Here is a 25,762-nt window from a genome sequence, read left to right as displayed (position 1 = left end):
CTTTGAGGCCCGGCGCCCGGTTTGACAGCAGCTTAAGGCTTCTTGCGGAAGGCATCCAGCGAGACGACTTCGCCGCCTTCGGCCGGCTTTTCGTCCTTGGAGCCTTCCTCCACAGCGTCTGGCTTGGCAGCCTTTTCAGCCTTCTCGGCTTTGCTGGCACTTGCCGCCGTCTTGCGCGCGGCCGGCTTGACGTTCTTGTCCTCGAGCGACTTGGCCGCTGCTGCCTCAAGATTGGCGAGTTCGCCGACAGCTTCCACCAGATCGTCCGGGATCGGTTCTGCAGTCTTGCCCGGCTCGAACTCCAGCGCAAACTGGACGGAGGGGTCGAAGAAGCCTTTGATGGCGCTGAAGGGGATCAGCAGCTTCTCCGGAATGCCACCGAAGGACAGCCCCACTTCAAAGGCATGCTCGCCGATGGCCAGATCCCAGAACTGGTGCTGCAGAACGATGGTCATCTCGGTCGGATACCGCTCCTTCAGGCGCGAGGAAATCCGCACGCCGGGAGCATTGGTATCGAAGGCGATGTAGAAATGGTGCTCGCCGGGAAGGCCCGTGCGGGCAACTTCGGCAAGGATTTTCTTCACCGCCGCCCGCAGGGCGTCCTGCACGATGATGTCATAACGGAGCAGGTCTTCTGCCATTTTTATTATCCGCCGGAATCAAATCAATTTCGGGCACCTTGACCCTTTGCCGGTCAAAAGAAAAGCCCCTCACGTCACATATCGCCTTGTTGAAAGGCTCGTAATCCCGGCTTTTCGCAGACCCGTCCTCCACGCCCGCCTCCGCTCCGGATGCCGGAAGGGGTGCATGCGGCAAATAATGGGCATGCTGCGGCGCTGTGGCAAGAGCTTGACGCAAGGTCAATGTCTCGGCCGCGCCGAACAACACCGGAAATCTCTGTTTTTTGGGAAGTTTAAGTGGAGGCTTCTGTTGCCAGGTGCCTCCGAACCCCGCCTGACAGTGCTACCCGTCAGGGCTTTAGGTGGACAACCCGCACCGCATTACGCGGCGAGAGCGACGTCCTGAGCATAGTTGTCATTTGCAACTACAGATTTGGTCCGATATCGGTGGTACCATGCCGAGCGAAAGAGCAGTCTTTACACCCTCGTCGATCCTATTTCGCCCCCGCCGAAACCCACCGCTGGGGTGGGCTTGGGTGGAGGCGCCGGGTACCGCCCCCGGGTCCGATAGGCTTATTACACAGTCAATTTATCGCCGTAGCCGGTAAACCGGCAGGTGGAATATAGGCATTTCGCTCGCCGATTGAAAGGGGGCAGGGCGCCTGTGGATGGAGTGGCTGTCATGAGCTCCGGGCCCGCAATGAATCCTTGCGTCCCCGCCCTCCGCGCGCCAGAACAGACAGACAGCCGGAACAGGACAGCGGACGGGTAATCACGTGCAGCAATATCACGATCTGATGCGGCGCATTCTGGAGGAGGGCATTGACCGGGGCGACCGGACGGGCACCGGAACGCGCTCGGTCTTCGGTCACCAGATGCGCTTCAATCTGGAGGAGGGCTTCCCGGCCGTTACGACGAAGAAGCTGCATCTGAAGTCGATCATCCATGAGCTTCTGTGGTTCCTCGCCGGTGACACCAACATCGGCTACCTCAAGGCCAATGGCGTCAGCATCTGGGATGAATGGGCCGATGAAAACGGCGACCTGGGCCCTGTCTATGGCGCGCAGTGGCGCTCCTGGCCTGCGCCCGATGGCCGGTCAATCGATCAGATTGCCAATGTGCTGGCGATGATCCGCAAGAACCCGGAATCGCGCCGCCTGATCGTCTCCGCCTGGAATCCGGCACTGGTGGACGAAATGGCCCTTCCGCCGTGCCATACCATGTTCCAGTTCTATGTGGCCGGCGGCCGCCTGTCCTGCCAGCTTTACCAGCGCTCGGCGGATGTGTTTCTGGGCGTGCCGTTCAACATCGCCTCGTATGCGCTGCTGACCATGATGGTGGCGCAGGTCTGCGGTCTGAAGCCGGGGGATTTCGTCCACACGCTTGGGGATGCGCATCTTTACGCCAATCACCTCGATCAGGCGCGTGAGCAGCTGAGCCGTGAGTTGCGCCCTTTGCCGGTCATGACACTCAACCCGGAGGTGACCGATCTTTTCGCCTTCCGCTATGAGGATTTCCAGCTGTCAGGCTATGATCCGCATCCTGCGATCAAAGCGCCGATTGCCGTCTGACCGGACGGTGGTTCGCCCACGTTCTGCCAGCCACACAAAAGGAGACGCCATGCGCCGTCCTTGCCATTTTCTGCCTGCCTCGCTGCTCGGCCTCGTTCTGATGATGGGTAGTGCCGTGGCTGAACCGCTTGTCATCGCCCATCGCGGCGCGTCCGGCTATCTGCCTGAACACACTCTGGCCGCCAAGGCGCTGGCCGTGGGTATGGGCGCAGATTACATCGAACAGGATGTGGTGCTGACGAAGGATGGCGTGCCCATCGTGCTGCATGACATCACGCTGGATGCGACGACGGACGTGGCAGAGGTGTTTGCGGGCCGGGCGCGGGCTGACGGCCTGCATTATGCCATCGACTTTACCCTTGAGGAAATCCGCCGGCTGCAGGTGCTGGAGCGGGTGAACCGCAAGGGCGAACCCGCTTTCCGCGGCCGTTTTCCGCGGGTGAAGACAGGCCTGACGGTGCCAACGCTGGAGGAAGAGATCGTCTTCCTGAAGGGCCTTGCGCAGACAAGCGGCCGGGAGTTCGGCCTTTATCCGGAGCTGAAGTCTCCTGCCTTCCACCGGGATGAAGGCCAGGATCTCGCCAAGGCGGTGATTGCTGTGCTTGAGGCGCATGACCTCGCCGGTCCAGAGGCGAAAGTCTATCTTCAGTCCTTTGATTTCAACGAGATCCGCCGTGTCCGGCAGGAACTTGGCTACAAGGGCAAGCTGGTGCAGCTGCTGGGGGAAAACAGCTGGAACATGGCGCCGGGCACGGACTACGACTGGCTGAAGACGCCGGAAGGGCTGGCTGCCATTGCCGAAGTGGCGGACGGGCTTGGTCCGTCGCTGACGCAGGTTCTGACGGATGAAAACAAGGATGGCGTGGCCGAGGTGACGCCGCTGGTGCACGATGCCAAGGCCTTTGGTCTTGCCGTTCACCCCTATACCCTGCGCGCCGACCGCCTGCCGCCCTTTGCGTCGAACTTTGGAGAGCTGGTGCATCTGACAGTGACCGAGGCCGGGGCGGATGGGTTCTTCACCGATCAGCCGGATCTCGGCCTGAAGGCATTGGGGCGTTGAGATTTTCTGAAAACTTTGCACAGGGCTAGCCCACGGATGGCGAAAATCCCGAAATGGCTGGGAATCGTCCGCTGAACGCACTAAAACAAGCATGGAGTTTGTTTGAGGTGGTGGCTGAGATGAGAACTAAAAATATTGTTATGCCATCAATTTCTTTTATTGTTGCCCGCAGTTTCCCCGGTGACGTCATTGGTTGTGAGAACGAGCTTCCTTGGAGGCTGAAAACTGATCTTAAGAATTTTAAGAGCGTTACAAAGGGTAAGGCTATTATTATGGGTCGAAAAACTTTCGATTCTATTGGAAAGCCTTTGCCGAACCGCAAGAATATTGTGTTGTCACGTACTCCTGGTGAGGCTGTGGATGGGGTGGTTTTTGTAACCTCCGTTGAAGAAGCTCTTTTTGAGGCTGATTTTTATTCAATCACACACAATGCTGATGAGTTTTTTGTTATCGGTGGCGATCAAATCTATCGGAAATTTGGTGAGCTTTACCAGAAGATTTATCTCACAGAAGTTTTTTCCGATAATATTCATGGAGATGCATTTTTTCGGGATCAGTATGATCGCCGTCAATGGAGAATTGTCAGCGAGAAAGACTTTCCTAGGACTGATGAAGATGAATTTCCGTTTAGACTGACTGTTTTTGAGAGAAGAAATCGAACTGTTCGAATGTTTAGTATAGATAAATTTTACAAAGAATATAGTGAAAAGATAGAGAAATTGAATGATATGGAAAAGGCTTACTTGGAGCGGGGCGTGAAGCGGCGTACAGAGGTCGATGTTGAGGAGAGGCAGTTATTCCCTGCCGTTGTTTGTTAGTGTGAACTGCTCTGGTCACTGGTTCACCTTCGACGAACTGCCGCTCTCGGCTCTCTACGAGGTGCTGAAGCTGCGCGTTGACGTATTCGTCGTGGAGCAGAACTGTCCCTATCCGGAAGTTGACGGCCGCGATCCCGAGGCGTTTCACTATCTCTTGAGGGATGGCGAGGGGCGTCTGGCCGCCTATCTGCGCTCCTTTGCGCCTTCTGTGGAAGAGCCCTATGTGCGCTTGGGCCGTATCGTCGTTGCCCCGCATGCGAGAGGGCTGCGGCTGGGTGATCATCTGATGAGGGCGGGGCTGGCTTGGGCACGTGCAGAGCACCCGGATGCGCAGGTGGAGCTTTCGGCGCAGGCGCATCTTCAGCGCTTCTACGGCAGTCACGGGTTTGAGCCCATCGGCGAAATCTATCTGGAGGATGGAATTCCGCACGTGGATATGCGTCGCCCTGCCGCGCCTGCCATGTAACCTTAGGCGTCGCAAAGCCTTGAAAATCCGGGTCTTGGCACCCATGTCCCGGGTGATAAACCTGAATCCGGCTGAGTTTGGGAGGCTCAGGAGGCTGCGCGTTGTCAGCGGCCGCTAACCTTCCTATAACCCCCAGCAGGTCAGATACAACAAGTTCAACCAGGGGACAGGCAAGCCTGCCCCCCGAAGAAGGATGTATTGATGCCTTGGAGCAACCAGAGCGGTGGCGGTGGCGGCTGGAAGGGGGGCGGCGGAAACGGCGGTCCCTGGGGTGGCGGCGGTGGCGGCAATAACGGCGGGCCGTGGGGCTCAGGCCCCAATCGCAATGGTGGTGGCAATCCCCCCGACCTTGAAGAATTGCTGCGCCGGACGCAGGACCGCATGAAGACGGTTCTGCCGGGTGGCGGCGGCAACTTTGGCGTCAAGGGTATCCTGCTCGCTGGCGTTGTGCTGATCGGCGGCTGGATGCTGACCGGCTTCTACAGCGTGGCGCCGGATCAGGTGGGCGTGGAACTGGTGCTGGGCAAGGTCAGCGGCCAGACCCAGCCAGGCCTGAACTACAACTGGCCCTATCCGATCGGTGAAGTGTACAAGCCGGAAGTCCTGCGCCTTCAGGAAATGACGGTGGGCATGCAGGAGCGCGTCTCCGGCGGCACCGTGCGTTCCGTCGATGTGCCGGAAGAAAGCCTGATGCTCACGGGCGACGAAAACATCGTCGATGCCGACTTCAAGGTTCAGTGGCGCATCAAGACCACGACCGAGGGCGTCGCCAATTACCTGTTCAACATTCAGGATCCTGAAGGGACGGTCAAGGCCGTCGCCGAAAGCGCCATGCGTGAAGTCGTCGGCAGCTCGGACATTGATGCGATCCTGACGGAGAACCGCGCGCCGATCCAGGTGGCCGTGCAGAACCTGATGCAGACAACGCTCGACCAGTATCAGGCCGGTATCGACATCGTTAGCGTGCAGATGCAGAAGGTTGACCCGCCGCAGCAGGTCATTGATGCCTTCCGTGACGTTCAGGCCGCCCGTGCGGACCAGGAGCGTATCCAGAACGAGGCTCAGACCTATGCCAACCGCATCGTGCCCGAGGCGCGTGGTGAATCGGCCAGGGTTATCGAAGCTGCCAACGCCTACCGCGACCAGGTTATCGCTGAAGCGACCGGTCAGGCTCAGCGCTTCACCAAGATCTATGAAGAGTACCGCAAGGCGCCGGACGTGACCCGTGAACGTCTCTATCTGGAAACGATGGAGCGGGTGCTTGGCAGCAATGCCAAGATCGTTATCGACCAGAAGGCTGGCGAGGGCATGGTGCCCTATCTGCCGCTCAATGATCTGCTCGGCCGGGGAACCAGCCAGCCGCAGCAGCCGGCAGTGCGTAACGGCGGGGGACAGCAGTAATGAAGAACGGTGTTCTCGGTTTTCTCGGGGTCATTATTGCCCTGGCGCTGACGGCTCTGTACCTGTCGATCTACATCGTCAACCCGGCGCAGCAGGCGCTTGTGCTGCAGTTCGGCAAGGTGGTTTCCGCCACCCAGCAGCCGGGCCTGCATTTCAAGATCCCGCTGGTCCAGAACGTGGTCTACATCGACCGCCGCATCCTGGACTTCAACATGCCGCCGCTGGAAGCCATCGCCTCCGACAAGAAGCGTCTGGTGGTCGATGCGTTTGCCCGGTACCGCATTTCCGATCCGGTCCGGTTCTATCAGCGCGTCAACAATATCAATGCCGCGAACCAGCGTCTTTCGACGCTGTTGCAGGGCGCTCTGCGTGACGAGCTGGGCCGCTCGACCTTCACAGCCGTCGTGCGGGACAACCGCTCCCAGATCATGACGCAGATCCGTACGCTTGTATCGGCAGCGACGGCTGATCTTGGTCTTGAAGTGGTGGATGTGAAGATCCGCCGCGCCGATCTCCCGGAAGCCAACAGCCAGGCTGTGTTCTCGCGCATGCAGACCGAGCGTGAGCGTGAGGCAACCGAAATCCGCGCTCAGGGTGAAGAACAGGGCCGCCGCATCCGTTCGCGCGCCGAACGCGATGCAACGGTTCTGATCGCAGAAGCCCGCCGTGATGCAGAAATCCTGCGCGGTGATGGTGACGCAGAACGCGGCCGCATCTTTGCCGAAGCCTTCAGCGAAGATCCGTCCTTCTTCACCTTCTACCGCTCCATGCAGGCTTATGAGGCAGGCTTGAAGGCCGGTCAGACCAGCTTCGTGCTGTCGCCCGACTCCAGCTTCTTCCGGTACTTCAATGATCCGGCCGGAGCTCCCGCAGCTGCGGCGGTGCCTGCTGCAGGTGCTGCACCTGCGGGGCAATGAGCGATCTGGTAACAGCCATTGCCCTGGCGCTGGCGCTGGAGGGAACCCTCTATGCACTGGCGCCAGGGCGCATGAAAGCGATGCTGCGCAGCGTGCTCGATCTGGATGACAGCGTGCTGCGCGGCGTTGGCCTTGCTGCGCTGGCTGCCGGTGTATTCGTCATCTGGCTGGTTCGCGGTTGAAGGGCTGTCCACCTCTCGGAAAAGTCATGGCGCCAGTCCGATTGCTGTCGAACTGGCGCCATGTTTGCATATATCGTTAGAGTGATTTCGTGATCCGGGCATCTGCCCGCCCGATGGTATGGAGGAAAGCGGCCGATGGCCCGTATTTTCAAAGCTCAACACTTCTCTCGCGGTGCCCGCATGGCAGCCGCAGCGATGCTGACGGCCTTTGTTGCCGTGTCGCCGGCGCATGTTGCGCTTGCACAGGGGCCAGCCTCCGTTGCCGATCTGGCGGAAGGCCTTGCCGATGCGGTGGTGAATATCTCGACCGAGCAGACAGTGCAGGCCCGCCGGACCATCCCCATGCCGAAGCTGCCGGAAGGCTCTCCCTTCCAGGAGTTCTTCGATGAGTTCTTCAATCGCCAGAACAACGGGGAAGGCGATGATGGCGGTGAGGGCGGAAGCTCGCCGCGCCGTGTGCAGTCGCTTGGCTCCGGCTTCGTCATTGATGGCACCGAAGGTATCATCATCACGAATAATCACGTCATTGAGGACGCTGACGAGATTACCGCCAATTTCAACGATGGCTCCAAGCTCAAGGCGGAAGTCATCGGAGTTGACGAGAAAACCGATATTGCCGTGTTGAAGGTAACGCCCGTGAAACCGCTGAAGGCCGTTGAATTCGGCGACAGCGAGGTGATCCGCGTCGGCGACTGGGTGATGGCCATCGGCAATCCCTTCGGTCTGGGGGGCACTGTCACCGTCGGCATCGTTTCCGCCCGCAAGCGTGACATCAACGCCGGCCCATATGACAACTTCATCCAGACGGACGCCGCCATCAACCGGGGCAACTCGGGCGGTCCGCTGTTCGATATGAATGGCAAGGTCATCGGCATCAACACGGCCATTATCTCCCCTTCGGGCGGCTCGATCGGTATCGGCTTTGCCATTCCCTCGAACACGGCCACGGCCGTGATTGCGCAGCTGCGCGAGTTTGGCGAGACCCGCCGCGGCTGGCTCGGCGTGCGCATTCAGGAAGTGACCGACGAAATTGCCGAAAGCCTCGGCATGGATAAAGCAATGGGCGCACTGGTTGCCGGTGTCTCTGACGATGGCCCTGCAGCCGCTGCGAAGATCCAGCCGGGCGATGTGGTCGTCGAGTTCGATGGCAAGCCGGTTCCGGCAATGCGCGACCTGCCGCGCATGGTGGCTGATACGGCCATCGGCAAGGAGGTGGACGTTGTCGTGCTGCGCAAGGGCGAGCGGGTAACACTGAAAGTGACGCTTGGCCGCCTTGAGGAGGCAGATGCATCCGGCGCGGCCGGGGAAGAGAACAAGCCGGCTGAGGAAGAACAGAAAACCAGCGAAGTGCTGGGCATGAAACTGGCCACCCTGGATGACACACTGCGTGAAAAGTACCAGATCAACGCCGAGGTTAAGGGCGTTGTTGTGACTGAGGTCGTCGCGGGCAGTTCTGCGGAGGAAAAGCGTATCCAGGCCGGAGACACCATCAAGGAAGTGGCCCAGGAGCCGGTGACAACACCGGAGGAAGCTGCTGCTCAGGTCGAGAAGCTCAAGAAGGATGGCCGTAAGTCGGCGCTCTTGCTGCTGGCCAACCCGAACGGAGAACTGCGCTTCATTCCGGTGAGGATTGACGAAGAGAAGTAAAATCAAGTTCTTGATATTTTGCCGGCAAAGGGTGTGGACCTGCTTCGCACCCTTTGTTTTTGGCTGCAATCCATAGGTGTATCCATTCTGCAGCATTGTCATTATTGACGTTGCGTTATTTTTGCGTTTGATCGATGTTTTTTACGAAACGTATAGCAATTTATACGAGTGTTCCTTTCGTCGCGGGTTCGCTTACCAGCTGCGCCAGACTGGATTGGCGCGGTTGATGTTTGGAGTGGCATTTGTCTGAGGCAGGAATTCCAGATGGGGTAGGTTCTGGATGCGCTTTTGGTTTTCACTGCCTTTACTTCTGCGGTTTCAGCGTCTGCGCATAGCCGTTGCCGGATTTGGTGGCGTTCTTGTTCTCCTTATCCTGAGCCTTGGCATTGTCAGCGTCCGGCAGATGCAGGCAGTCTCAGGTGGCATGAATCTGATGAGCCATGCGACTGGCCCGCTCTATGTGGACGCCCTTCGCGCAACGGCCAGTGTTCAGCAGATTGCCGGGCTTTCTCGAACATTGATTGACGAGTGTTTCTTCCGCACCGGAGGAGACCCTGCGCTGGCGGCCTTCAATCTCCGGTCAGTCGACTATTCAGAACTTGATGCGCTTGAAACGTCGATCCGGCAGCGGAATCTCGAGAACCTCGGTCAGGATGCAATCCGGGCGCGTGAGGATTTCAAGAGAATTCAGGGAGAGGTTATCGCCGTCTGCGATCAGCATATCCAAAATTCTCAACAGCGCAGGCAGATTGAGGAACGCATCCGCTTCAGCTTCAAACGCATGAATGCAACGCTGGACCAGCTGCTCGAGCAGGTTGACGGCGTTCTGGCGTTTGACGAGCGCAGCATGCGCGAGATGATCGGCAAACCTGAGGGGCTTGAGGCAGTCCGCGCGCGGCTTGGCTCCACCATGTTGGAGAACTGGCCGGTCATTCGTCTCTCCTACGACTTGCGCAAGGAGGTGGAACGCTTCGACGACAGTCTCTTGGGGGATTGGTATGCCGCAGGCACGCGCAATCTTGGCGAAGCGCTCCAGAACCAGAATCTGGCGGCGCGGGGCATTGGCGCAGTTTCCCGCCAGCTGATGCCCTGGCTGGATGCCCAGTCTTCCGCCCCCCGGACAAGGGCGCTGCGCGATGCCATTCTTGCCGTCTCCCAGGAGATGAACGCTGGCGGCCCGCTGGAGGAGGTTCTGCAGCAGGCGATGGCAATTGACCGGGCCCGTACCGACGTGACGCGCTTACTGCGCCTTTCCGAGTACCGGCTGACGAAGGCGGTGCAACGGCTTGCAGTCTGGGCGCGTGAGCAGAACGAGGAGACAACGGCGATGATCACCCGGCGTATTGAGGCTGGGATGCTGACGATTCTTGCCGTTGCAGCCTTTGCCTGCTTCGCCTGTATCGGGGCGGTATTTGCCTTTGGCGCAGCCGTGGCCCGGCCGGTGGAGCGGCTGACGAGCTACGCCAGCGCTCTCAAGGACGCGGGCGATGTCATCCACCCTGTCCCAGAAGATCTGATCAGGCGCCCCGATGAGATCGGAGAATTGGGGGCCGCATTTGATGGGTTGATCCAGTCTCTGGAGGCAGCGCGCCAGGATCTCCTGGCTTCCTCCCGCCAGGAGGTGAAGCAGCAGTTTGACAGGCTGTCTTCTGCGGTGGAGAGCATTCCGCAAGGGATCTTGATGTGTGGGCCTGATGACCGGGTCATCCTTGCCAACGGCAACTTCCGCGCCCTTTTTGATCTGCCTGAAGAGGCGGTTCTGCCGGGCACGGCACGTGCTGGGGTTGTTGCGGCCTGTATCAGGCAGGGGGCTCAGGTGATTGCCGATGAGGGGCCGCAGGACAAGCAGCTGGCCGCGGGCTTGCAGGTCACCCGAAAGCGTATCGTGCAGGTGCGGGATGAACGTACCATTGTGGTTACCATCGCAAGTACAGTTGAGGGCGGATCAGTCGCTGTCTATGAGGATGTGACCGAACGCCAGCAGCAGGAGCAGCGTATTGCCCATCTTGCCCATCACGACGCCTTGACCGGCCTTGCCAATCGCATCCTGTTCCGGGAAAAAGCCGAGGAATATGTCGCCCGAAGCCTCGCAACGGGTCAGCCGACGGCCCTGCTTTATCTCGACCTGGACCAGTTCAAGACAGTCAACGACACGCTTGGTCATCCTATGGGGGACAGGCTGCTTGTCGAAGTTGCTGCGCGGTTGCGGCAGACGATCGGCGAAGAGGATCTGATCGCCCGGCTGGGTGGAGATGAATTTGCCATCGTCTTTCACGGCAGGCGCAGTCCGGCGCAGGCTGCGGACATGGCGGACCGCATTATCGAAGCCATTGGTCAGCCTTTCGAGATCAGCGGACAGTGCATCTTTGTTGGTGTGTCCATCGGCATTGCTATTTCTCCGCAGGATGGTGAGGATGCTGATACGCTTCTCATGCACGCGGATATGGCGCTGTACCGCGCCAAGCAGGATGGACGTAACATTCACCGCTTCTTCGAGACGGCGATGGATGCACAGATCCAGCAGCGCCGCGAAATGGAACTCGATCTGCGTACAGCCTTCGCGGCGGAGCAGTTTCATCTGCATTATCAGCCGCTTTATGGCCTCGGCCAGGGACAGGTCGAGTGTTTCGAAGCCCTTATCCGCTGGCAGCATCCTGAGCGGGGCAACATTCCCCCCGGTGACTTCATTCCTGTCGCCGAGGAGACAGGGCTGATCAGCGCAATCGGTTCGTGGGTTCTGAAACAGGCGTGCCGTGAAGCTTCCAGCTGGCCATCAGATGTGCGGGTGGCCGTCAACATTTCTCCGGTGCAGTTCCGCACCCGCACACTGGTTCTGGATGTCCTGGCGGCCCTTGGCACATCTGGCCTTCCGGCGAGCCGCCTGGAGATTGAAATCACTGAGGGTGTTCTGCTGCAGGATACGGAAGCTACGCTCACGATTCTCGAAGAATTGCGGAGCCTTGGTGTGCGCATTGTCATGGATGACTTTGGCACCGGCTATTCGAGCCTCAGCTACCTGCAGAAGTTCCGCTTCGACAAGGTGAAGATTGACCGGGCTTTTGTGCAGAACATTCACGAGGGGGAAGACAAGCGGGCGGTGGTGCGCGCCGTCACCAGCCTTTGTGCAAGTCTCGGGATTCAAACGACGGCGGAAGGCGTGGAAACGGCGGCGCAGCTTGAAGCATTGCGCCGGGAAGGCTGTTCGCAGGTGCAGGGCTTTTTCATTGGCCGCCCCATGCAGGCGGCTGATGTCCTCCAACTCCTGGATTCTTGTGACAGGCCGCAAGAAGAAATCAGCGGCATGCCCGTGCGCATTCCTGCCTGAGCCTATGCGGCCTGAACCAGAGCAGGCTGCATCGGGCCGGCCCGAGGGAGATTTGCCTCAGGCGGCGAAGTCCTGCAGGCGGTACCCCTGCATGAACAGAAGTGCCGTTAGGTCACCGTGATCGACGCGCATGTCTGCCTCAGCTGCCACCTTTGGCTTGGCGTGATAGGCAACGCCCACGCCTGCCCGGGCGATCATAGACAGATCATTGGCGCCATCACCCACAGCCATCGTCTCCCCGAACTCAAGTCCCTTTTCCGCCACCAGCTCTTCCAGCCGCTCGCGCTTGGCCTCGCGGCCGAGGATTGGCTCGCGCACGGTGCCGGAGAGCTGGCCATTCGCATGTTCAAGAATGTTGGCGCGGTTCTCGTCAAAGCCGATGCGCTCTGCCACCGGGCCGGTGAACAGGGTGAACCCGCCTGAGACCAGCGCGCAATAGGCCCCATTGGCCTTCATCGTGCGCACCAGCGCAACAGCACCGGGCATCAGGGTGATGCGCTTGTCCAGAACATCGGCGACGGCGGCAACCGGCAGGCCCTTGAGCAGGCCGACACGCTCGCGCAGGGCGGGCTCGAATTCGATCTCGCCGCGCATGGCACGCTCGGTGATGGCGGCGATGTGGTCCTTCAGGCCAAGTTCAGCGGCCAGTTCGTCGATGCACTCTTGCCCGATCATGGTGGAATCCATGTCGGCGATCAGCAGCCGCTTGCGCCGGCCTTCCGCAGGCTGCACAAAGACGTCCACCGGGCGGGTGCCGGCAAGCGCCCGCAGGCGGGCTTCGATCTCGCTGGCAGGCAGATCCTGCCCTGCGGAGATGTCCGCCGCAACGCCGGGAGCGAGAAGGGCAGGGGCAGCCGCACTGTTCAGCAGGCGGGCGGCTTCGGCCAGAAATGTGTCATCAAGGGCCGGGGAAGCCGGATTGGAAACGAGCGTGGCAACCAGAGACGGCATCGGGAAACCTCTTGAAAGGGCAGAAGGCCGGAGCAACATGGCCGGAACAGCGAAAACCGCGATCCTGATAGCCGGGCCGACGGCCAGCGGCAAGTCGGCATTGGCCATGGAATTGGCGCGAGCCGTCGATGGCGTGGTGATCAACGTCGATTCCATGCAGCTTTACCGTGAATTGCGCCTGGTGACGGCGCGTCCTTCCGCCGAAGACGAGGCGCTGGTGCCGCACCGGCTCTACGGCTGCCTGCCTGCGAGCGAGGCCTTCTCGACCGGGGCTTATCTCGATCTGGTGCGCGGAGAGATTGATGCCGTTCGCGCAGACGGCAAGATGCCGGTGCTGGTGGGTGGCACGGGGCTCTATTTCCGGGCGCTGACACAGGGTTTTGCCGAAGTGCCGCCGATTCCTGCCGGTATCCGGAAGCAGTGCCGGATGCTGGCCACTGAAGGGGGCATTGACGCCGTGCGGACAGAGCTCGCGCCGCTGGATCCAGAAGCCGCGGAGCGGCTGATGGATCTGCAGCGCCTCACAAGAGCCCTTGAGGTGGTGCTGGGCACCGGCCGGACGCTGGCTGACTGGCAGGCTGACGCGCACGGCGCGCCGCTGCTGGGGCCGGAAGGGCTGGTGAAGCTGGTTCTGGCTCCGCCTCGCCCCTGGCTGCATGCCCGCATTGCTCTTCGGGCGGAAATGATGCTGGCTCCTGAAGGCCTGGCCGAAGTGGAGACACTGCTGGCGCTGGGACTGCCGGATACGCTGCCGGCCATGCGGGCCATCGGCGTTGCCGAAATCGGCGCGCTGCTGCGCGGGCATTGCAGCCGGGAAGAGGCGCATCTTGCCCTGACAGTGGCTACCCGCCAGTACGCCAAGCGGCAGGAGACCTTCTTTCGCGGGCAGCTGTCCGATTGGTCCCGCAAGGACCCGCAGGCTCAGGACATGGCTTCGCTGGTGCGTGAAATCCTCAATGATTTCTGATGGTTGAAAAACTGTCAGGGAACTGTCGCCGTATTGTCGTCAAACAGCCCTTTAAAGCGCACAATCGCTCCCTATCTCCTCGTCCCGTCAAAAATAACGATGAGGACGAAGGGAGAATGCGCAATGCAGGATACCGTACTGGCGACACGCCGTTTACGCCTCGTACCCTTCATGCCGGACGATCTGGATGAACTGAAGACGCTTCATGCAGATCCGGAAGTGAACGCTCATCTCGACATCAGCCGCCGCTTCGCAGAGCGTGTGCCGGATGACATCTGGCTGGCGAGCCGGCTGGTTGATTACGTCACCAGCCATGCGCTGCAAGGCTTCGGCATGTGGAAGGTTCTGGCGAAGGACGGCACCTTCATCGGCCGGGCCGGTTTTGAACCGCATGAGCCGACCTCCGAAATCAGCATGGAGATTGTCATCTGCCGCCCCCACTGGGGGCAAGGCCTTGCCAGCGAGCTCGCTCCGGCGCTGGTGAACTGGTTCTTCCTCAACACCTATTACAGCCATCTGATCTGCCTCGCCGCCCGCAGCAATGCGGCGGCACGCAAGGTGCTGCACCGGGCGGGGCTGAGCTGGCGGGAAACGCGCTGGTCTGCAGGCCGCCCCTGCGATGCCTATCAGATCCTCAACCCGTCCCTGCGGCGGCTGGTGGCGACCGGATGAGACATCAGCCGTGCAGTGCGCGGCTGTCTTTCGGCATTTCTCTGCGCCGGGTAACACTACGCATCTGGTAACGGCTGAACTTTCGTAACGAAGGGCGAAGAGGTATGCGCATCAAAGGTTGCCGTTTTTAAGTGGTGTAAATTTCTGATTTTACAAGTATAGCGCTATAATGTTAGGCTTCTGCCGTTGATGTCATATTTCGGGGGGGCGAAATGTGTAAAATAGCCTATGCTTGTATAGCTGTACTCACAGTGGCCGGCTGTCATAGAGACAAGCCAACACTTAGTGAGATATCTTCAAACTTGACGCAGAAAGTAGATGTGTCAGTTGCGGATAAGGCGCTCGGTCCGGAAGCCTATTTTGTTGATCCATTTACCCGTTCTGGCATATCAACGCCGGGTATTTATGCAGTGAGAGAGTCCGGGCGCTACGTTAAACTGTGCGAGAATGATTTCAATACACAGACAGCGCTTCTTGAAATGAGGAACGGTGTCCAGACTGAAAGAGTGCCTGAGATCATTGAGGACAGTCTTTCTGCCTTTAAGATTACAGTGAGAGTTCTCGGAAAACCCTATGAGCTCCCCTACAAGAAATTGCGGGTTTCAGGTTATGACGTTCTACGTGCGCCCTCTGGCGGATCTGAAACAGCGGAACAATACATTCTTGATAATGTCTATGAGAACTGCCCTGGTGTGCTGGAGCGAAACAAGCCTTACTTTATCGTGACCGAAGTCGCGGTAGGAACAAAAATTGAGTCGATTTCTGGCGGTGGTGTAGCGGAACTTAATTTTGACTTGCCGATTGGGGTTCCGGGTCTCGAAACGGAAGTTGAGGTCCAGCTGCTTGATCATTCGCCTCGCACAACTGCAAATAAAGTGTTTGCGATGCTTGGAAAGTACGTCAAATAAGTCTCGACCTTGGCGTCGCAACCGATGGGCTACAAGGCTTCCGGTGCAAATGGTGTCTTGGGCAAATTTAAAATTTGGGGGGCAGGTGCCCCCCCAAACCTTGCTGAAGATTTAGTATGCCAGTTGCAGATGTGTTGGGCCCATCTGGACCTATTTGCGCATCTGCTGTGCTTAACTGCTCTCAAGCCAAGACATGTCAGCATCTTTGGGGCTTGGTCTGCTCTGCAGAGAGCCCTTGCTATCTCTATGAGATCCTCAACTCGTCCCTGTGCCGCCTTGTAGCGAATGGGTGAGGCTTCAGCCGTGCAGGGCGCGGCTATCTTCCGGTGCTTGCGTGCGGTCTTCGAGGCCATAATCGCGGATGATGGCGGCGACGCGCAGCCGGTAGCCTGAGAACATGCGCGTCCGCCCTGCCGTTTGCGCCGCCCTGTGCCGGGCAAGGCTGCGCCATTCGGCAAGGGCCTCCTCATCGCGCCAGAAGGACAGGGAGACGAACTTTCCCGGGGTTGTCACGCTTTCAAAGCGCTCCACCGAGATGAAGCCGTCGATCTTTGACAATTCGCTTTTCAGGGCGCCCGCAAGATCAAAGTAGGCGGAGACATGCTCCGCATGCGGTTCGACTTCAAAGATCACGGCGATCATGGCTGGCTCCTCCCGGCTGGCTCTGGCTTGCGAGCATGGCACGGATTGCTTCCGGATCAAGACCGGAACAGGAACAGCAGTTTTTCCCTGTTGCAGGGCATCAAATTAAAGACCCGGCGCTGCTGGTGCGGCGCCGGGTGTTCAGAAAGTCAGGCGTGCCAACAGATCAGCTGATCAGCTGGCCTTGAGCGCACCCGGGTTGGTGGACTGCTGGCGCAGGTTGAGGCGGTTCATGGCCGCCACATAGGCGCGGGCAGAGGCCACCAGCGTGTCGGTGTCGGCCCCCTTGCCGGTGGCGATGCGTCCATTGGCTTCGAGGCGCACTGAGACTTCCGCCTGCGCATCGGTGCCCTCGGTCACCGCATGCACCTGATAGAGTGACAGGGTGGCGTTGTGCGGGCAGATGGCGCGGATCGCCTTGAAGGTCGCATCCACCGGACCATCGCCCGTGGCTTCCTTCGTTTCGTGGCGGCCGTTGATATCCATGGTGAGGATGGCCTTCTGCGGACCGCCGGTGCCGGCAATCACGGTGAGCGCAATCACCTTGGCGCCTTCGCCGGAGGTGGAGATTTCGTCCTCGACCAGCGCCTCGATGTCCTCGTCGTAGACATTCTTCTTGCGGTCGGCGAGGTCCTTGAAGCGGCGGAAAGCCTCCTGCAGGGCGTTGTCGCCGAGCTCGTAGCCAAGTTCCTTCAGCTTGTCCTTGAAGGCATGGCGGCCGGAATGCTTGCCCATGACGAGCGAGGTGGCCTTCACGCCAACGTCCTCGGGGCGCATGATTTCGTAGGTCTCTGCGTTCTTGAGCATGCCATCTTGATGGATGCCGCTCTCATGCGCGAAGGCGTTCTTGCCGACGATGGCCTTGTTGTACTGCACGGGGAAGTTCGACACGGCCGACACCAGCTTGGAAGCGCGGGTGAGGAACTTCGGCTCGACGTTGCAGCCGTAGGGATAGATGTCGGAACGGGTGCGGATCGCCATGACGATCTCTTCCAGCGCCGCATTGCCGGCACGCTCGCCGAGGCCGTTGATGGTGCACTCGATCTGGCGTGCGCCGCCAGCCACGCCGGCCAGCGAGTTGGCAACAGCGAGGCCGAGGTCATTGTGGCAGTGGACGGAGAAAATGGCCTTGTCTGCATTCGGCACACGGGCGCGGATCTGGGCGAACATGTCGCGGTACTCATCCGGCGTCGCATAACCTACCGTATCGGGCAGGTTGATGGTGGTGGCGCCAGCCTTGATGGCGGCTTCCACCGTGCGGCAGAGATATTCGATCGGCGTGCGGGTGGCGTCCATGGCCGACCATTCCACATCGTCGATGAGGTTGCGGGCGCGGGTCACCGTGTCGGTGATGATGGCGAGAACCTCATCCTCGGTCTTGTTCATCTGGTACTTCAGATGGATCGGCGAGGTGGAGACGAAGGTATGGATGCGGCCGCGCTCTGCATGGCGGACGGCTTCACCGCAACGGTCGATGTCGGCGTGGATGGCGCGGGCGAGACCAGCGATGACGGAGCGCTTGGAGCGCTTGGCAATCTCGCGCACGGACTCGAAGTCACCGTTGGAGGCAATCGGGAAACCGGCTTCGATGATGTCGACGCCCATGTCGTCGAGCAGCTCTGCCACCTGGAGCTTTTCTTCAAGCGTCATGGACGCGCCCGGCGACTGTTCGCCATCGCGCAAGGTGGTATCGAAGATGAGGACCTGGTCCTTGGAGCCGGTGGTGGTCATGGGTGTTCCTTCCCTTGGTGTCTCCCGCCAGCCCTGATGTCATACCCTTGGTAGCGGGGTCTCGGACGGGAGCGATCAGACGTAATCGGGTGAGTTCGCTATCCCCTGAGAGCCCGCCCGCGCATGGGGCAGCCGACGCTCAGGGGCATCTAAGCAGAAGCAGCTTGCCAAGCAGAAGGGCGCGCGCGGAAAGGCCGCCACGCAGAAGCGCGGTGGTCTTGGAGCCAGTCATGTCGCAAATGGCGATCATGAAATTCAGGGCCTTTCCCGAGCCGGCAGGGCGCCGGACATGCGTTAAGTGGAAAATTGTGTAGCGGATGGGGCCGCCTCACGCAAGAGGGGAGTTCCCCTCAAACGAAAAGCTCGCCCCTTGCAACCAGAACGGCCTGCCCGCCGATGCGAACGGCATGGAGCTTGCGGGCGGCAATGTCGATCTCCAGATCGATCAGCGACGGGCGTCCCATGAAGAAACCCTGCTCGATGCGGATGAAGTGGGTGCCGTTGGGAAGCGCGTCGTAGAACTGTACCACCCCGGCAAAGGCGGCAGCCGCCGACCCGGTTGCAGGATCTTCCGGCACGCCCATGCCTGGTGCGAACATGCGGGCGTGGAAGGCGCTCTCGTTCGAACGCGTTTCCCGGCAGTAGACATAGGCGTTGTTGTGGTCATCATGGCCGAAGGCGGCGGTCCAGCGGCTCTGGTCCGGCTTGGCACGGGCGAGGGCTTCCAGGTCGCGTACCGGCACATAGGTGTAGGCAGGGCCCACCTTGAAGCGGCTCGGGGTGTGATTCTCGAAGCCGATCTCGGATACGTCCAGCGACAGGGCAGCGGCGATCAGTTCCGGATTGACGGTCGGGCCGGCCGGTTCCGGCAGCTTGGGCACGTCGAATTCGGCAAAGGCGGCCGCATTCTCGCGCAGGATGACAGCGCAGCGCACCGTGCCGATCTTTTCCTTCAGCACCACCACCGCATCCTGCTCGCCCTTCACCTCGCCGAAACGCTCGATGGCAAGAAGAACAGCTGTGCCGACCGTCGGATGCCCGGCAAAGGGAAGTTCGGCTTCGGGGGTGAAGATGCGGATGGAGGCGGACTGGCCGGGATTTTCCGGCGGAAAAACGAAGACGGTTTCGGACAGGTTGAATTCGCGGGCAATCACCTGCATCTGCGCGGTTTCGAGGCCCTCGGAGTCCAGAACCACGGCCAGAGGATTTCCGGCCAGCGCCTTGTTCGTGAACACATCAAGCACAGCGTAACGGCGTCCCATCAGCAATGTCTCCTGCAAGTTTCCCCGGCGGGCAGAGGCCGGTTCAAGACGAGGCCGGACTTTTGCATGGTTTCCGCAGCTTCGCCAGTCCGGCTTTTTTATCTTTGGTGAACGGGTGATTCACGATTTGGGCAGAAGGCTGCGTGCAATGGCTTTGGCATAGCCCGGTGAGCGGTATGCCTTCAGATCCTCCGCTTGGCGCAGGATCACGATATCCTCCAGCTCTTCTTCGGGATCTGTGGCAGCATGTGCAAGCATCCGCGTGCGCAGCTCCTCAGCCGCTGCATCGAAGGTCAGCTCCTGCCCGATGCAGATGCGCTGGCCGTCGAACAGGGCAAAGAGGGTGCCTTTCCGGGCCGTGTTGATATCCAGACCGGTCTCTTCCAGCAATTCGCGGGCAATGGAGCCTTCCACATCGACACTGCCGTCAGGCCTGAGGTCGCTTAGATCGAGATTGCCGGCAGGCGGATAGCAGGCGCCGTGATTGGCGGTCTTTGGGCCCATGATCCCGTAGAGCAGTGCGCCGTCACTGCTGCGTACGATAGCAGAGCCGAACAGGTTGTAGGCTGCCCGGTCCGGTGCGCCCCAGTCGCGCCAGGCCAGAAAGGAGGCGTAATTCACCTCTGCGCAGCGGGCGGTGAGGTGGCCCTTGTCATGCTTCACCTGCAGCGTATGCAGCTTGCGTCCGTTCCAAAGGTTCGGGTTAGCACTCGTCAGTTCCTGCCAGTGCGCGGCGATGGCTTTGGCCTCGCGCGCTTCGAATGACCAGCCTTGAGAGCGCGACATATGCATGGCGATGCTGGTCAGCGGCAGGAACTGCGGCTCGAAAGTGTGCTCCATCATCGGAATGGGCTGGTCCGGGGCCATGGTGGAGGGGCGCTCGCTCAAGGTCCGGTAGCCCAGATGACGATAGAAGGGCGCGGCATGCGGATCGCTTTCAAGCAGGATGCGGTAAATTTCCTGATCGCGGGACAGGTCCTCGATGGCCGAGAGCAGCAGGCGGCCAAGGCCCTGTCCCTGATGCTCCGGCGCAACGAACAGGAAGCCGAGATAGAAGTGGTCCTGCCGCATTTCCCCGCCGGCAAAGGCAGCCATGCGCCCCTCGCGCTCTGCAACGATCAGAAGCTGCGAGGTGATGGTGGCCGGGGAGATGCGCTGCTCGGCACGGAAGGCATCCATTACCGCCGCCGGATAGCCCCAGGAGGCCTTGGCCCGGTGCAGGATCTGCGTCATTTCCGGAGCATCGGACAAACGGGCGCGGCGCAGGCTGAGGCTTGGAAGCACTGGGAAAATCCACGAATGAAAACAAAAAGAGGGCACACTATGGCTAGCGTGCCCTCTTACGTCCTGCAAGTGCAGGACCCAGTCTCTCATGTCTGATGCCTGCTGTTACGGCTTGATGCCCTCTCTTATGGCTTAATGAACGTGCCGTTGCGCAGTTCCGTCACCGCCTGGATCAGCTCCTCGCGGGTGTTCATGACGATGGGGCCGTGCCAGGCGATCGGCTCGCGGATCGGGGCGCCGGAGACGAGCAGGAAACGCATGCCTTCCTCGCCAGCCTGCACCACCACCTCGTCACCCGCCCCGAAGATCACCAGCGTGCGGTTGCCGGTTTCATCACGGATGTAGATTTCCTCGTTGTCGAGTTCCTTCTCCGTCAGCACGCCGAAGGGCTTTGAAGCATCGGCAAAGCGGCCTGCACCTTCAAAGATGTAGGCGAAGGCCTGACGGCGGGTGTCGACTGGCAGGCGCTTGGCGCGGCCCGGCGGAATGGTGATGTCGAGATACTGCGGGTCGGCGGCGATGCCATCCACAGGTCCCCGCTTGCCCCAGAACTCGCCACAGACAACACGCACGATGGTGCCGTCGTCATCCTGAATGACGGGGATGTCCTTGGATTCGACGTCCTGATAACGCGGCGCGGTCATTTTCAGGTTCGACGGCAGGTTAGCCCAGAGCTGAAAGCCGTGCATGCGGCCCTTGGCGTCGCCTTTCGGCATTTCCTGATGCATGATGCCGCGCCCGGCGGTCATCCACTGCACATCGCCAGCCCCCAGCGTGCCAGTGTTGCCAAGGCTGTCGCCATGGTCAACGGTTCCGGCCAGCACATAGGTGATGGTCTCGATGCCGCGGTGCGGATGCCAAGGGAAGCCGGCAAGGTAATCGCGCGGGTTTTCATTGCGGAAGTCGTCCATCATCAGGAACGGATCGGTCAGCTCCGGGTCCTGAAAGCCGAACACACGGTGCAGATGAACGCCTGCGCCTTCCAGAGCAGGGGTGGTGCCAGAAATCTGGCGGACGGGACGGATGGACATGGCAGCCTCCGGGTATCTTTTGAAGTTACCCTGAAGATAGGCCCCGTCGCGGCAGGGGCCAAGAGCGCGCGCTCATACACAGTGTTCAGCCTGCGTGAACGGCGCTGTGAACGGTGAAGTGCTGCAAATTGCGGCAAAGGGGTTTAAACAGGAGTGCAAAGTGCACATATCCTGCGTCATCCCGCCACAGTCATTTCCTCCTGCACGGACCCCGCCATGCAACCGGCCATTTCTATTGAAGCCCTTTCCAAGGTCTATGACAGCGGCTTTCAGGCGCTGAAGTCTGTGGATCTGTCCATCGGAAAGGGAGAGCTTTTTGCCCTGCTTGGACCCAACGGGGCCGGCAAGACAACGCTGATCTCCATCATCTGCGGCCTTGTGCGCGCCTCCTCAGGCCGTGTTCTGGTCAATGGGCATGATACGGTGACCGACTTCCGCGCCGCCCGCCGTCTGGTCGGGCTGGTGCCGCAGGAGCTGACGACCGAGTCCTTCGAGACGGTCTGGGCGACGGTCAGCTTCAGCCGGGGGCTCTTCGGCCTGCCGAAGAACCCGGGCCATATCGAGAAGATCCTGAAAGACCTGTCCCTGTGGGACAAGAAGGATTCCCGCATCATGACGCTTTCGGGCGGCATGAAGCGGCGTGTGCTGATTGCCAAGGCACTGGCGCATGAGCCGCAGGTGCTGTTCCTCGACGAGCCGACGGCCGGCGTGGACGTGGAGTTGCGCCGCGACATGTGGCAGGTGGTGCGCCGGCTGAAGGAGTCCGGCGTCACCATCATCCTCACCACCCATTACATCGAGGAGGCCGAGGAAATGGCCGACCGGGTGGGCGTGATCAACAAGGGCGAGATCATTCTCGTGGAAGAAAAGAGTGCCCTGATGAGCAAGCTTGGCAAGAAGCAGCTGAGCCTGCAGCTGAACGAGCCGCTGGCAACGGTCCCGGAGAGCCTCTCTGCCCATGATCTGGCGCTGGAGGATGAGGGCAGGGAGCTGGTCTACACCTACGACACCCAGGGTGAGCGGACCGGCATCACCAGCCTCATGAATGACCTGCGGGAGGCCGGTATCGCCTTTCGCGACCTGCAGACCCGGCAGGATTCGCTTGAAAAGATCTTCGTCAATCTGGTGAGGCAGTCCCAATGAACCTTCGTGCCATCCAGGCCATCTACATGTTCGAGATGGCCCGCACCCTGCGGACACTCTTCCAGAGCATCGTCTCGCCGGTGATCTCCACCTCGCTCTATTTCGTCGTCTTCGGCGCTGCCATCGGCTCGCGCATTCAGGAGGTGGATGGCATCAGCTACGGCGCCTTCATCGTGCCGGGGCTGACGATGCTTTCGCTGCTGACGCAGAGCATTTCCAACGCCTCCTTCGGCATCTTCTTCCCGCGCTTCACCGGCACGGTGTTCGAGGTACTGTCGGCACCGGTCTCCTATCTGGAGATTGTCATCGGCTATGTTGGGGCGGCGGCGACCAAGGCCATGCTGGTGGGGGCGATCATCCTCATCACGGCCAGCCTTTTCGTTGATATGCACATCCAGCATCCCTTCTGGATGGCGCTGTTTTTCGTGCTGACATCCGTCACTTTCGCGCTGCTCGGCTTCATCATCGGCATCTGGGCGCGCAATTTCGAGCAGCTGCAGTTCGTGCCGCTGCTGATCGTCACTCCGCTCGCCTTCCTCGGCGGCAGCTTTTACTCGATCCGCATGCTGCCCGAGTTCTGGCAGACGGTGACCATGTTCAATCCGGTCGTCTATCTCATCTCCGGCTTCCGATGGAGCTTCTACGGACAGGCGGATGTGGGTGTGGAACTGTCGCTGGCGATGACGCTTTTGTTCCTTGTGCTCTGCCTTGGAGTGATTGCGTGGATCTTCAGGACAGGCTATCGCCTCAAGTCATGATCCGGCTGACAAGGTGAGAGAGTGCCCGGCGTGACTGCATCCGTTTCCCGTTCGACGGCCTCCTTGCGCGTTTTGCGCGCCGGTCTGGCCGGTCTTGCCATCCTGACGCTGGCCGCCTGCCAGAGCGCGCAGCAGGCCTCGCGCCCGCCCGCTATGGCCGCTGTTGCCGCCGTGCCTGCGGTTCAGGCCACGGCAGATCCTGCGCCGCTGGCGGTGTCACTGGCGCCTGCCAAGGCCGAAGTGCGCGGCAAGTCGGTGCTGGTGGTCGATATGGCGACAGGGCAGGAGCTGGACAGCTTCAACGCCGATGCGCCGCGTTATCCGGCCTCGCTGACGAAGATGATGACGCTGTATCTTTTGTTCGAGGCGATCGACCGGGGCGAGATCTCCCTCGACAGCCAGCTTCCCGTGTCAGCCCGTGCAGCTTCCCGTCCACCCGCCAAGCTGGGCGTCGGCGCCGGCGGCTCGCTGCGGGTGGAGGAAGCAGTTCAGGCGCTGGCGATCCGCTCGGCCAATGACATGGCAGTCGCGGTTGCCGAACAGCTTGCTGGCACCGAGGATGCTTTTGCCGCAGAGATGACCCGCAAGGCACTGCAGCTCGGGATGACCCGCACGCGCTTCGTCAATGCTTCCGGCTTGCCCGACACCCGGCAGGTGACCACGGCGCGTGACATGGCAACGCTGGGGCAGGCCCTGCGCCGCCGCTTCCCGCAGCACATGCACTATTTCAGCGCGCCGTCGTTCCAGTTCCGCGGGCGAACGATCGAGGCAACCAACAAGCTGCTCGGCAAGGTTCCGGGCGTTGATGGCCTGAAGACCGGGCACATCGACATGGCCGGTTACAATCTTGTCGCCACCGGGCGCCGCAACGGCCGCCAGCTGATGGTCGTCGTCATGGGCGGGGCTACGGAAGCAGCCCGCGACAGGGAAGTGACCGCCCTGTTCGAGCGGTATTTCGCATCTGCCAGTGCAAGCCTGATGAACTGATCCCAGCCGCTGGCCTTGACGCCTGCAAAGCAAATGGGCCCGTCAATGACGGGCCCATTACAGGTCGTTGACAAAGCCAGAGCTTCTTCTCTTTCGTCATGGTCGGGCTTGTCCCGACCATCTGCAAGTCATTGATTTGGTTAGATCCTCGGCACAAGGCCGAGGATGACGATGGAGAGGTCGAAGGTTTGTCAGCAGTCTGAAATGGGCCCGTCATTCACGGGCCCATTATTTTGTTCGCTACAGCCTGGCTGCAGGATCAGTTGCGGGTCTTGTCGACCAGCTTGTTCTTGCCGATCACCGGTGCGGGCTATGCCCGCACCAGTTTTGAAACGTGGACCGGCAAGCCCGGATCAGTTGCGGGTCTTGTCGACCAGCTTGTTCTTGCCGATCCACGGCATCATGCCGCGCAGCTTGGTGCCGACTTCCTCGATCTGGTGGGAGTCGTTCAGGCGGCGGGTTGCCTTGAACTTGGCGGCGCCTGCACGGTACTCCTGCATCCAGTCGGAGGTGAACTTGCCGGTCTGGATGTCCTTGAGGACGCGCTTCATCTCTTCCTTCGTCTCGGCCGTCACGATGCGCGGGCCGGTGACATACTCGCCCCACTCGGCGGTGTTGGAGATGGAGTAGTTCATGTTGGCAATGCCGCCCTCATAGATGAGGTCGACGATGAGCTTCACTTCGTGCAGGCACTCGAAATAGGCCATCTCCGGAGCGTAGCCAGCTTCCACGAGGGTCTCGAAACCGGCGCGGATCAGCTCGACGAGGCCGCCGCACAGAACGGCCTGCTCGCCGAACAGGTCAGTCTCGCACTCTTCCTTGAAGGTGGTTTCGATGATGCCCGAACGGCCGCCGCCAACGCCGCAGGCGTAGGACAGGCCGAGGTCAAGGGCGTTGCCCGAAGCGTTCTGGTGAACGGCCACGAGGCACGGCACGCCGCCGCCCTTCTCGTATTCACCGCGCACGGTGTGGCCGGGGCCCTTCGGAGCGACCATCAGCACGTCAACGGTGGACTTCGGCTCGATCAGGCCGAAGTGGACGTTGAGGCCGTGAGCGAAGGCAATGGCGGCGCCGTCACGGATGTTGGCTTCGATGTGGTCCTTGTAGATGTCGGCCTGCAGCTCGTCCGGGGTGGCCATCATCATCAGGTCGGCCCAGGCAGCAGCTTCTGCCACGCTCATGACCTTGAGGCCGTCAGCCTCGACCTTCTTGGCGGTGGTGGAGCCGGGGCGCAGGGCAACGACGATGTCCTTGCAGCCGCTGTCCTTGAGGTTCAGCGCATGGGCGCGGCCCTGCGAGCCGTAACCGATGATGGCGACCTTCTTGGACTTGATGAGGTTCAGATCGGCATCGCGATCGTAATAAACACGCATGGGTCTTCCTTTCTCCCGTTTATCCCTGCCGCAGGCGGAAATCCCG

At 60.4% G+C, this 25,762-nt stretch carries 24 protein-coding genes and 1 other RNA gene; 16 read left to right on the top strand and 9 right to left on the bottom strand.

Annotation, left to right across the window (positions count from 1 at the left end; translation table 11 throughout):
- Positions 1 to 32: 32 nt before the first annotated feature.
- Positions 33 to 641 (bottom strand): SspB family protein, encoded by a 609-nt coding sequence (locus V6L75_RS18715; RefSeq protein WP_334252998.1) that lies wholly within the window; start codon positions 639 to 641, stop codon positions 33 to 35.
- Positions 642 to 916: 275 nt separating this feature from the next.
- Positions 917 to 1,273: a transfer-messenger RNA gene (gene ssrA / locus V6L75_RS18710) on the bottom strand.
- A 123-nt stretch (positions 1,274 to 1,396) separates the two neighbouring features.
- Here ssrA and V6L75_RS18705 point away from each other — a divergent pair.
- The 9 genes from V6L75_RS18705 (at position 1,397) to V6L75_RS18665 (ending at position 12,007) form a co-directional block, all read left to right on the top strand.
- On the top strand, positions 1,397 to 2,191 hold the full coding sequence (locus tag V6L75_RS18705; protein WP_334252997.1) for a thymidylate synthase: 795 nt from the start codon (positions 1,397 to 1,399) through the stop codon (positions 2,189 to 2,191).
- A 49-nt stretch (positions 2,192 to 2,240) separates the two neighbouring features.
- Entirely contained in the window at positions 2,241 to 3,251 is a 1,011-nt protein-coding gene (gene glpQ, locus V6L75_RS18700; protein ID WP_334252996.1) for a glycerophosphodiester phosphodiesterase, read from the top strand.
- Positions 3,252 to 3,304: 53 nt separating this feature from the next.
- On the top strand, positions 3,305 to 4,069 hold the full coding sequence (locus V6L75_RS18695) for a dihydrofolate reductase (protein WP_334252995.1): 765 nt from the start codon (positions 3,305 to 3,307) through the stop codon (positions 4,067 to 4,069).
- A gap of 1 nt (position 4,070) precedes the next feature.
- Entirely contained in the window at positions 4,071 to 4,535 is a 465-nt protein-coding gene (locus V6L75_RS18690) for a GNAT family N-acetyltransferase (RefSeq protein WP_334257574.1), read from the top strand.
- A 201-nt stretch (positions 4,536 to 4,736) separates the two neighbouring features.
- On the top strand, positions 4,737 to 5,936 hold the full coding sequence (gene hflK, locus V6L75_RS18685) for an FtsH protease activity modulator HflK (RefSeq protein ID WP_334252993.1): 1,200 nt from the start codon (positions 4,737 to 4,739) through the stop codon (positions 5,934 to 5,936).
- Positions 5,936 to 6,853, top strand: a complete 918-nt coding sequence (gene hflC, locus V6L75_RS18680) for a protease modulator HflC (protein ID WP_334252992.1) — start codon at positions 5,936 to 5,938, stop codon at positions 6,851 to 6,853. Before hflK ends, hflC begins: the two co-directional genes overlap by 1 nt.
- A complete protein-coding gene (locus tag V6L75_RS18675) occupies positions 6,850 to 7,035 on the top strand; it encodes a DUF2065 domain-containing protein (protein WP_334252991.1) in 186 nt (61 codons plus the stop codon). The genes hflC and V6L75_RS18675 overlap by 4 nt, the downstream gene beginning before the upstream one ends.
- A gap of 135 nt (positions 7,036 to 7,170) precedes the next feature.
- Complete coding sequence (locus V6L75_RS18670) at positions 7,171 to 8,682, top strand: Do family serine endopeptidase (RefSeq protein WP_334252990.1); 1,512 nt, start codon at positions 7,171 to 7,173, stop codon at positions 8,680 to 8,682.
- A gap of 433 nt (positions 8,683 to 9,115) precedes the next feature.
- The gene (locus V6L75_RS18665; protein ID WP_334252989.1) at positions 9,116 to 12,007 is read left to right on the top strand and encodes a putative bifunctional diguanylate cyclase/phosphodiesterase; all 2,892 of its coding nucleotides are present in this window, start codon (positions 9,116 to 9,118) and stop codon (positions 12,005 to 12,007) included.
- A 57-nt stretch (positions 12,008 to 12,064) separates the two neighbouring features.
- On the opposite strand, the gene serB is transcribed toward V6L75_RS18665, so the two are convergent.
- A complete protein-coding gene (serB, locus tag V6L75_RS18660; RefSeq protein WP_334252988.1) occupies positions 12,065 to 12,958 on the bottom strand; it encodes a phosphoserine phosphatase SerB in 894 nt (297 codons plus the stop codon).
- A 37-nt stretch (positions 12,959 to 12,995) separates the two neighbouring features.
- Between serB and miaA the strand changes: the two genes are divergently transcribed.
- The 3 genes from miaA to V6L75_RS18645 all read left to right on the top strand — a co-directional run bounded on the left by miaA (position 12,996) and on the right by V6L75_RS18645 (position 15,505).
- Positions 12,996 to 13,925 carry a tRNA (adenosine(37)-N6)-dimethylallyltransferase MiaA gene (gene miaA / locus V6L75_RS18655; protein WP_334252987.1) on the top strand — a complete coding sequence of 310 codons (930 nt, stop codon included), beginning with the start codon at positions 12,996 to 12,998 and terminating at the stop codon, positions 13,923 to 13,925.
- A 123-nt stretch (positions 13,926 to 14,048) separates the two neighbouring features.
- Entirely contained in the window at positions 14,049 to 14,597 is a 549-nt protein-coding gene (locus tag V6L75_RS18650) for a GNAT family N-acetyltransferase (protein WP_334252986.1), read from the top strand.
- Positions 14,598 to 14,899: 302 nt separating this feature from the next.
- A complete protein-coding gene (locus V6L75_RS18645) occupies positions 14,900 to 15,505 on the top strand; it encodes a hypothetical protein (protein ID WP_334252985.1) in 606 nt (201 codons plus the stop codon).
- Between the two features lie 297 nt (positions 15,506 to 15,802).
- Here V6L75_RS18645 and V6L75_RS18640 read toward each other — a convergent pair whose 3' ends face one another.
- The gene (locus V6L75_RS18640; RefSeq protein ID WP_334252984.1) at positions 15,803 to 16,147 is read right to left on the bottom strand and encodes an antibiotic biosynthesis monooxygenase family protein; all 345 of its coding nucleotides are present in this window, start codon (positions 16,145 to 16,147) and stop codon (positions 15,803 to 15,805) included.
- A 35-nt stretch (positions 16,148 to 16,182) separates the two neighbouring features.
- Between V6L75_RS18640 and V6L75_RS18635 the strand changes: the two genes are divergently transcribed.
- Positions 16,183 to 16,335: a hypothetical protein gene (locus tag V6L75_RS18635; RefSeq protein WP_334252983.1), complete on the top strand. Its 153-nt coding sequence runs from the start codon at positions 16,183 to 16,185 to the stop codon at positions 16,333 to 16,335.
- Here the strand turns inward: V6L75_RS18635 and V6L75_RS18630 are convergent.
- The 4 genes from V6L75_RS18630 to V6L75_RS18615 all read right to left on the bottom strand — a co-directional run bounded on the left by V6L75_RS18630 (position 16,322) and on the right by V6L75_RS18615 (position 21,455).
- Positions 16,322 to 17,878: a 2-isopropylmalate synthase gene (locus tag V6L75_RS18630; RefSeq protein ID WP_334252982.1), complete on the bottom strand. Its 1,557-nt coding sequence runs from the start codon at positions 17,876 to 17,878 to the stop codon at positions 16,322 to 16,324. The two genes, V6L75_RS18635 and V6L75_RS18630, sit on opposite strands and share 14 nt — an antisense overlap.
- Positions 17,879 to 18,228: 350 nt before the next feature.
- On the bottom strand, positions 18,229 to 19,140 hold the full coding sequence (locus tag V6L75_RS18625) for a PhzF family phenazine biosynthesis protein (protein WP_334252981.1): 912 nt from the start codon (positions 19,138 to 19,140) through the stop codon (positions 18,229 to 18,231).
- Between the two features lie 120 nt (positions 19,141 to 19,260).
- Positions 19,261 to 20,424, bottom strand: coding sequence for a GNAT family N-acetyltransferase (locus tag V6L75_RS18620; protein WP_334252980.1), 1,164 nt, complete (start codon positions 20,422 to 20,424; stop codon positions 19,261 to 19,263).
- A 125-nt stretch (positions 20,425 to 20,549) separates the two neighbouring features.
- Positions 20,550 to 21,455 carry a pirin family protein gene (locus V6L75_RS18615; RefSeq protein ID WP_334252979.1) on the bottom strand — a complete coding sequence of 302 codons (906 nt, stop codon included), beginning with the start codon at positions 21,453 to 21,455 and terminating at the stop codon, positions 20,550 to 20,552.
- A 216-nt stretch (positions 21,456 to 21,671) separates the two neighbouring features.
- Here V6L75_RS18615 and V6L75_RS18610 point away from each other — a divergent pair, with 216 nt between their 5' ends.
- Genes V6L75_RS18610 through V6L75_RS18600 form a run of 3 tightly spaced genes read left to right on the top strand, consistent with a single transcriptional unit; the run spans position 21,672 to position 24,343 of the window.
- Positions 21,672 to 22,598, top strand: a complete 927-nt coding sequence (locus V6L75_RS18610; RefSeq protein WP_334252978.1) for an ABC transporter ATP-binding protein — start codon at positions 21,672 to 21,674, stop codon at positions 22,596 to 22,598.
- The gene (locus tag V6L75_RS18605) at positions 22,595 to 23,356 is read left to right on the top strand and encodes an ABC transporter permease (protein ID WP_334252977.1); all 762 of its coding nucleotides are present in this window, start codon (positions 22,595 to 22,597) and stop codon (positions 23,354 to 23,356) included. The genes V6L75_RS18610 and V6L75_RS18605 overlap by 4 nt, the downstream gene beginning before the upstream one ends.
- 30 nt (positions 23,357 to 23,386) lie before the next feature.
- Positions 23,387 to 24,343: a D-alanyl-D-alanine carboxypeptidase family protein gene (locus V6L75_RS18600; RefSeq protein WP_334252976.1), complete on the top strand. Its 957-nt coding sequence runs from the start codon at positions 23,387 to 23,389 to the stop codon at positions 24,341 to 24,343.
- 353 nt (positions 24,344 to 24,696) lie between these two features.
- Here V6L75_RS18600 and ilvC read toward each other — a convergent pair whose 3' ends face one another.
- Positions 24,697 to 25,716 carry a ketol-acid reductoisomerase gene (ilvC, locus tag V6L75_RS18595; RefSeq protein WP_334252975.1) on the bottom strand — a complete coding sequence of 340 codons (1,020 nt, stop codon included), beginning with the start codon at positions 25,714 to 25,716 and terminating at the stop codon, positions 24,697 to 24,699.
- Between the last annotated feature and the right edge of the window lie 46 nt (positions 25,717 to 25,762).

Source organism: Pannonibacter anstelovis (assembly GCF_036881715.1).
GTDB classification, from domain to species: Bacteria; Pseudomonadota; Alphaproteobacteria; order Rhizobiales; family Stappiaceae; genus Pannonibacter; species Pannonibacter anstelovis.
Note: the sequence above shows the minus strand (reverse complement) of the source record. Positions and strands in the feature narration are given on the sequence as shown.

Coding starts and splice junctions, on each gene's coding strand:
- V6L75_RS18635 (WP_334252983.1), top strand. CDS start 16,183: ATGGCACGGATTGCTTCCGGATCAAGACCGGAACAGGAACAGCAGTTT.
- ilvC (WP_334252975.1), bottom strand. CDS start 25,716: ATGCGTGTTTATTACGATCGCGATGCCGATCTGAACCTCATCAAGTCC.
- serB (WP_334252988.1), bottom strand. CDS start 12,958: ATGCCGTCTCTGGTTGCCACGCTCGTTTCCAATCCGGCTTCCCCGGCC.
- V6L75_RS18670 (WP_334252990.1), top strand. CDS start 7,171: ATGGCCCGTATTTTCAAAGCTCAACACTTCTCTCGCGGTGCCCGCATG.
- V6L75_RS18625 (WP_334252981.1), bottom strand. CDS start 19,140: ATGGGACGCCGTTACGCTGTGCTTGATGTGTTCACGAACAAGGCGCTG.
- V6L75_RS18650 (WP_334252986.1), top strand. CDS start 14,049: ATGCAGGATACCGTACTGGCGACACGCCGTTTACGCCTCGTACCCTTC.
- V6L75_RS18665 (WP_334252989.1), top strand. CDS start 9,116: ATGAGCCATGCGACTGGCCCGCTCTATGTGGACGCCCTTCGCGCAACG.
- V6L75_RS18610 (WP_334252978.1), top strand. CDS start 21,672: ATGCAACCGGCCATTTCTATTGAAGCCCTTTCCAAGGTCTATGACAGC.
- hflC (WP_334252992.1), top strand. CDS start 5,936: ATGAAGAACGGTGTTCTCGGTTTTCTCGGGGTCATTATTGCCCTGGCG.
- V6L75_RS18640 (WP_334252984.1), bottom strand. CDS start 16,147: ATGATCGCCGTGATCTTTGAAGTCGAACCGCATGCGGAGCATGTCTCC.
- V6L75_RS18695 (WP_334252995.1), top strand. CDS start 3,305: ATGGCTGGGAATCGTCCGCTGAACGCACTAAAACAAGCATGGAGTTTG.
- V6L75_RS18615 (WP_334252979.1), bottom strand. CDS start 21,455: ATGTCCATCCGTCCCGTCCGCCAGATTTCTGGCACCACCCCTGCTCTG.
- glpQ (WP_334252996.1), top strand. CDS start 2,241: ATGCGCCGTCCTTGCCATTTTCTGCCTGCCTCGCTGCTCGGCCTCGTT.
- V6L75_RS18675 (WP_334252991.1), top strand. CDS start 6,850: ATGAGCGATCTGGTAACAGCCATTGCCCTGGCGCTGGCGCTGGAGGGA.
- V6L75_RS18715 (WP_334252998.1), bottom strand. CDS start 641: ATGGCAGAAGACCTGCTCCGTTATGACATCATCGTGCAGGACGCCCTG.
- miaA (WP_334252987.1), top strand. CDS start 12,996: ATGGCCGGAACAGCGAAAACCGCGATCCTGATAGCCGGGCCGACGGCC.
- V6L75_RS18630 (WP_334252982.1), bottom strand. CDS start 17,878: ATGACCACCACCGGCTCCAAGGACCAGGTCCTCATCTTCGATACCACC.
- V6L75_RS18605 (WP_334252977.1), top strand. CDS start 22,595: ATGAACCTTCGTGCCATCCAGGCCATCTACATGTTCGAGATGGCCCGC.
- hflK (WP_334252993.1), top strand. CDS start 4,737: ATGCCTTGGAGCAACCAGAGCGGTGGCGGTGGCGGCTGGAAGGGGGGC.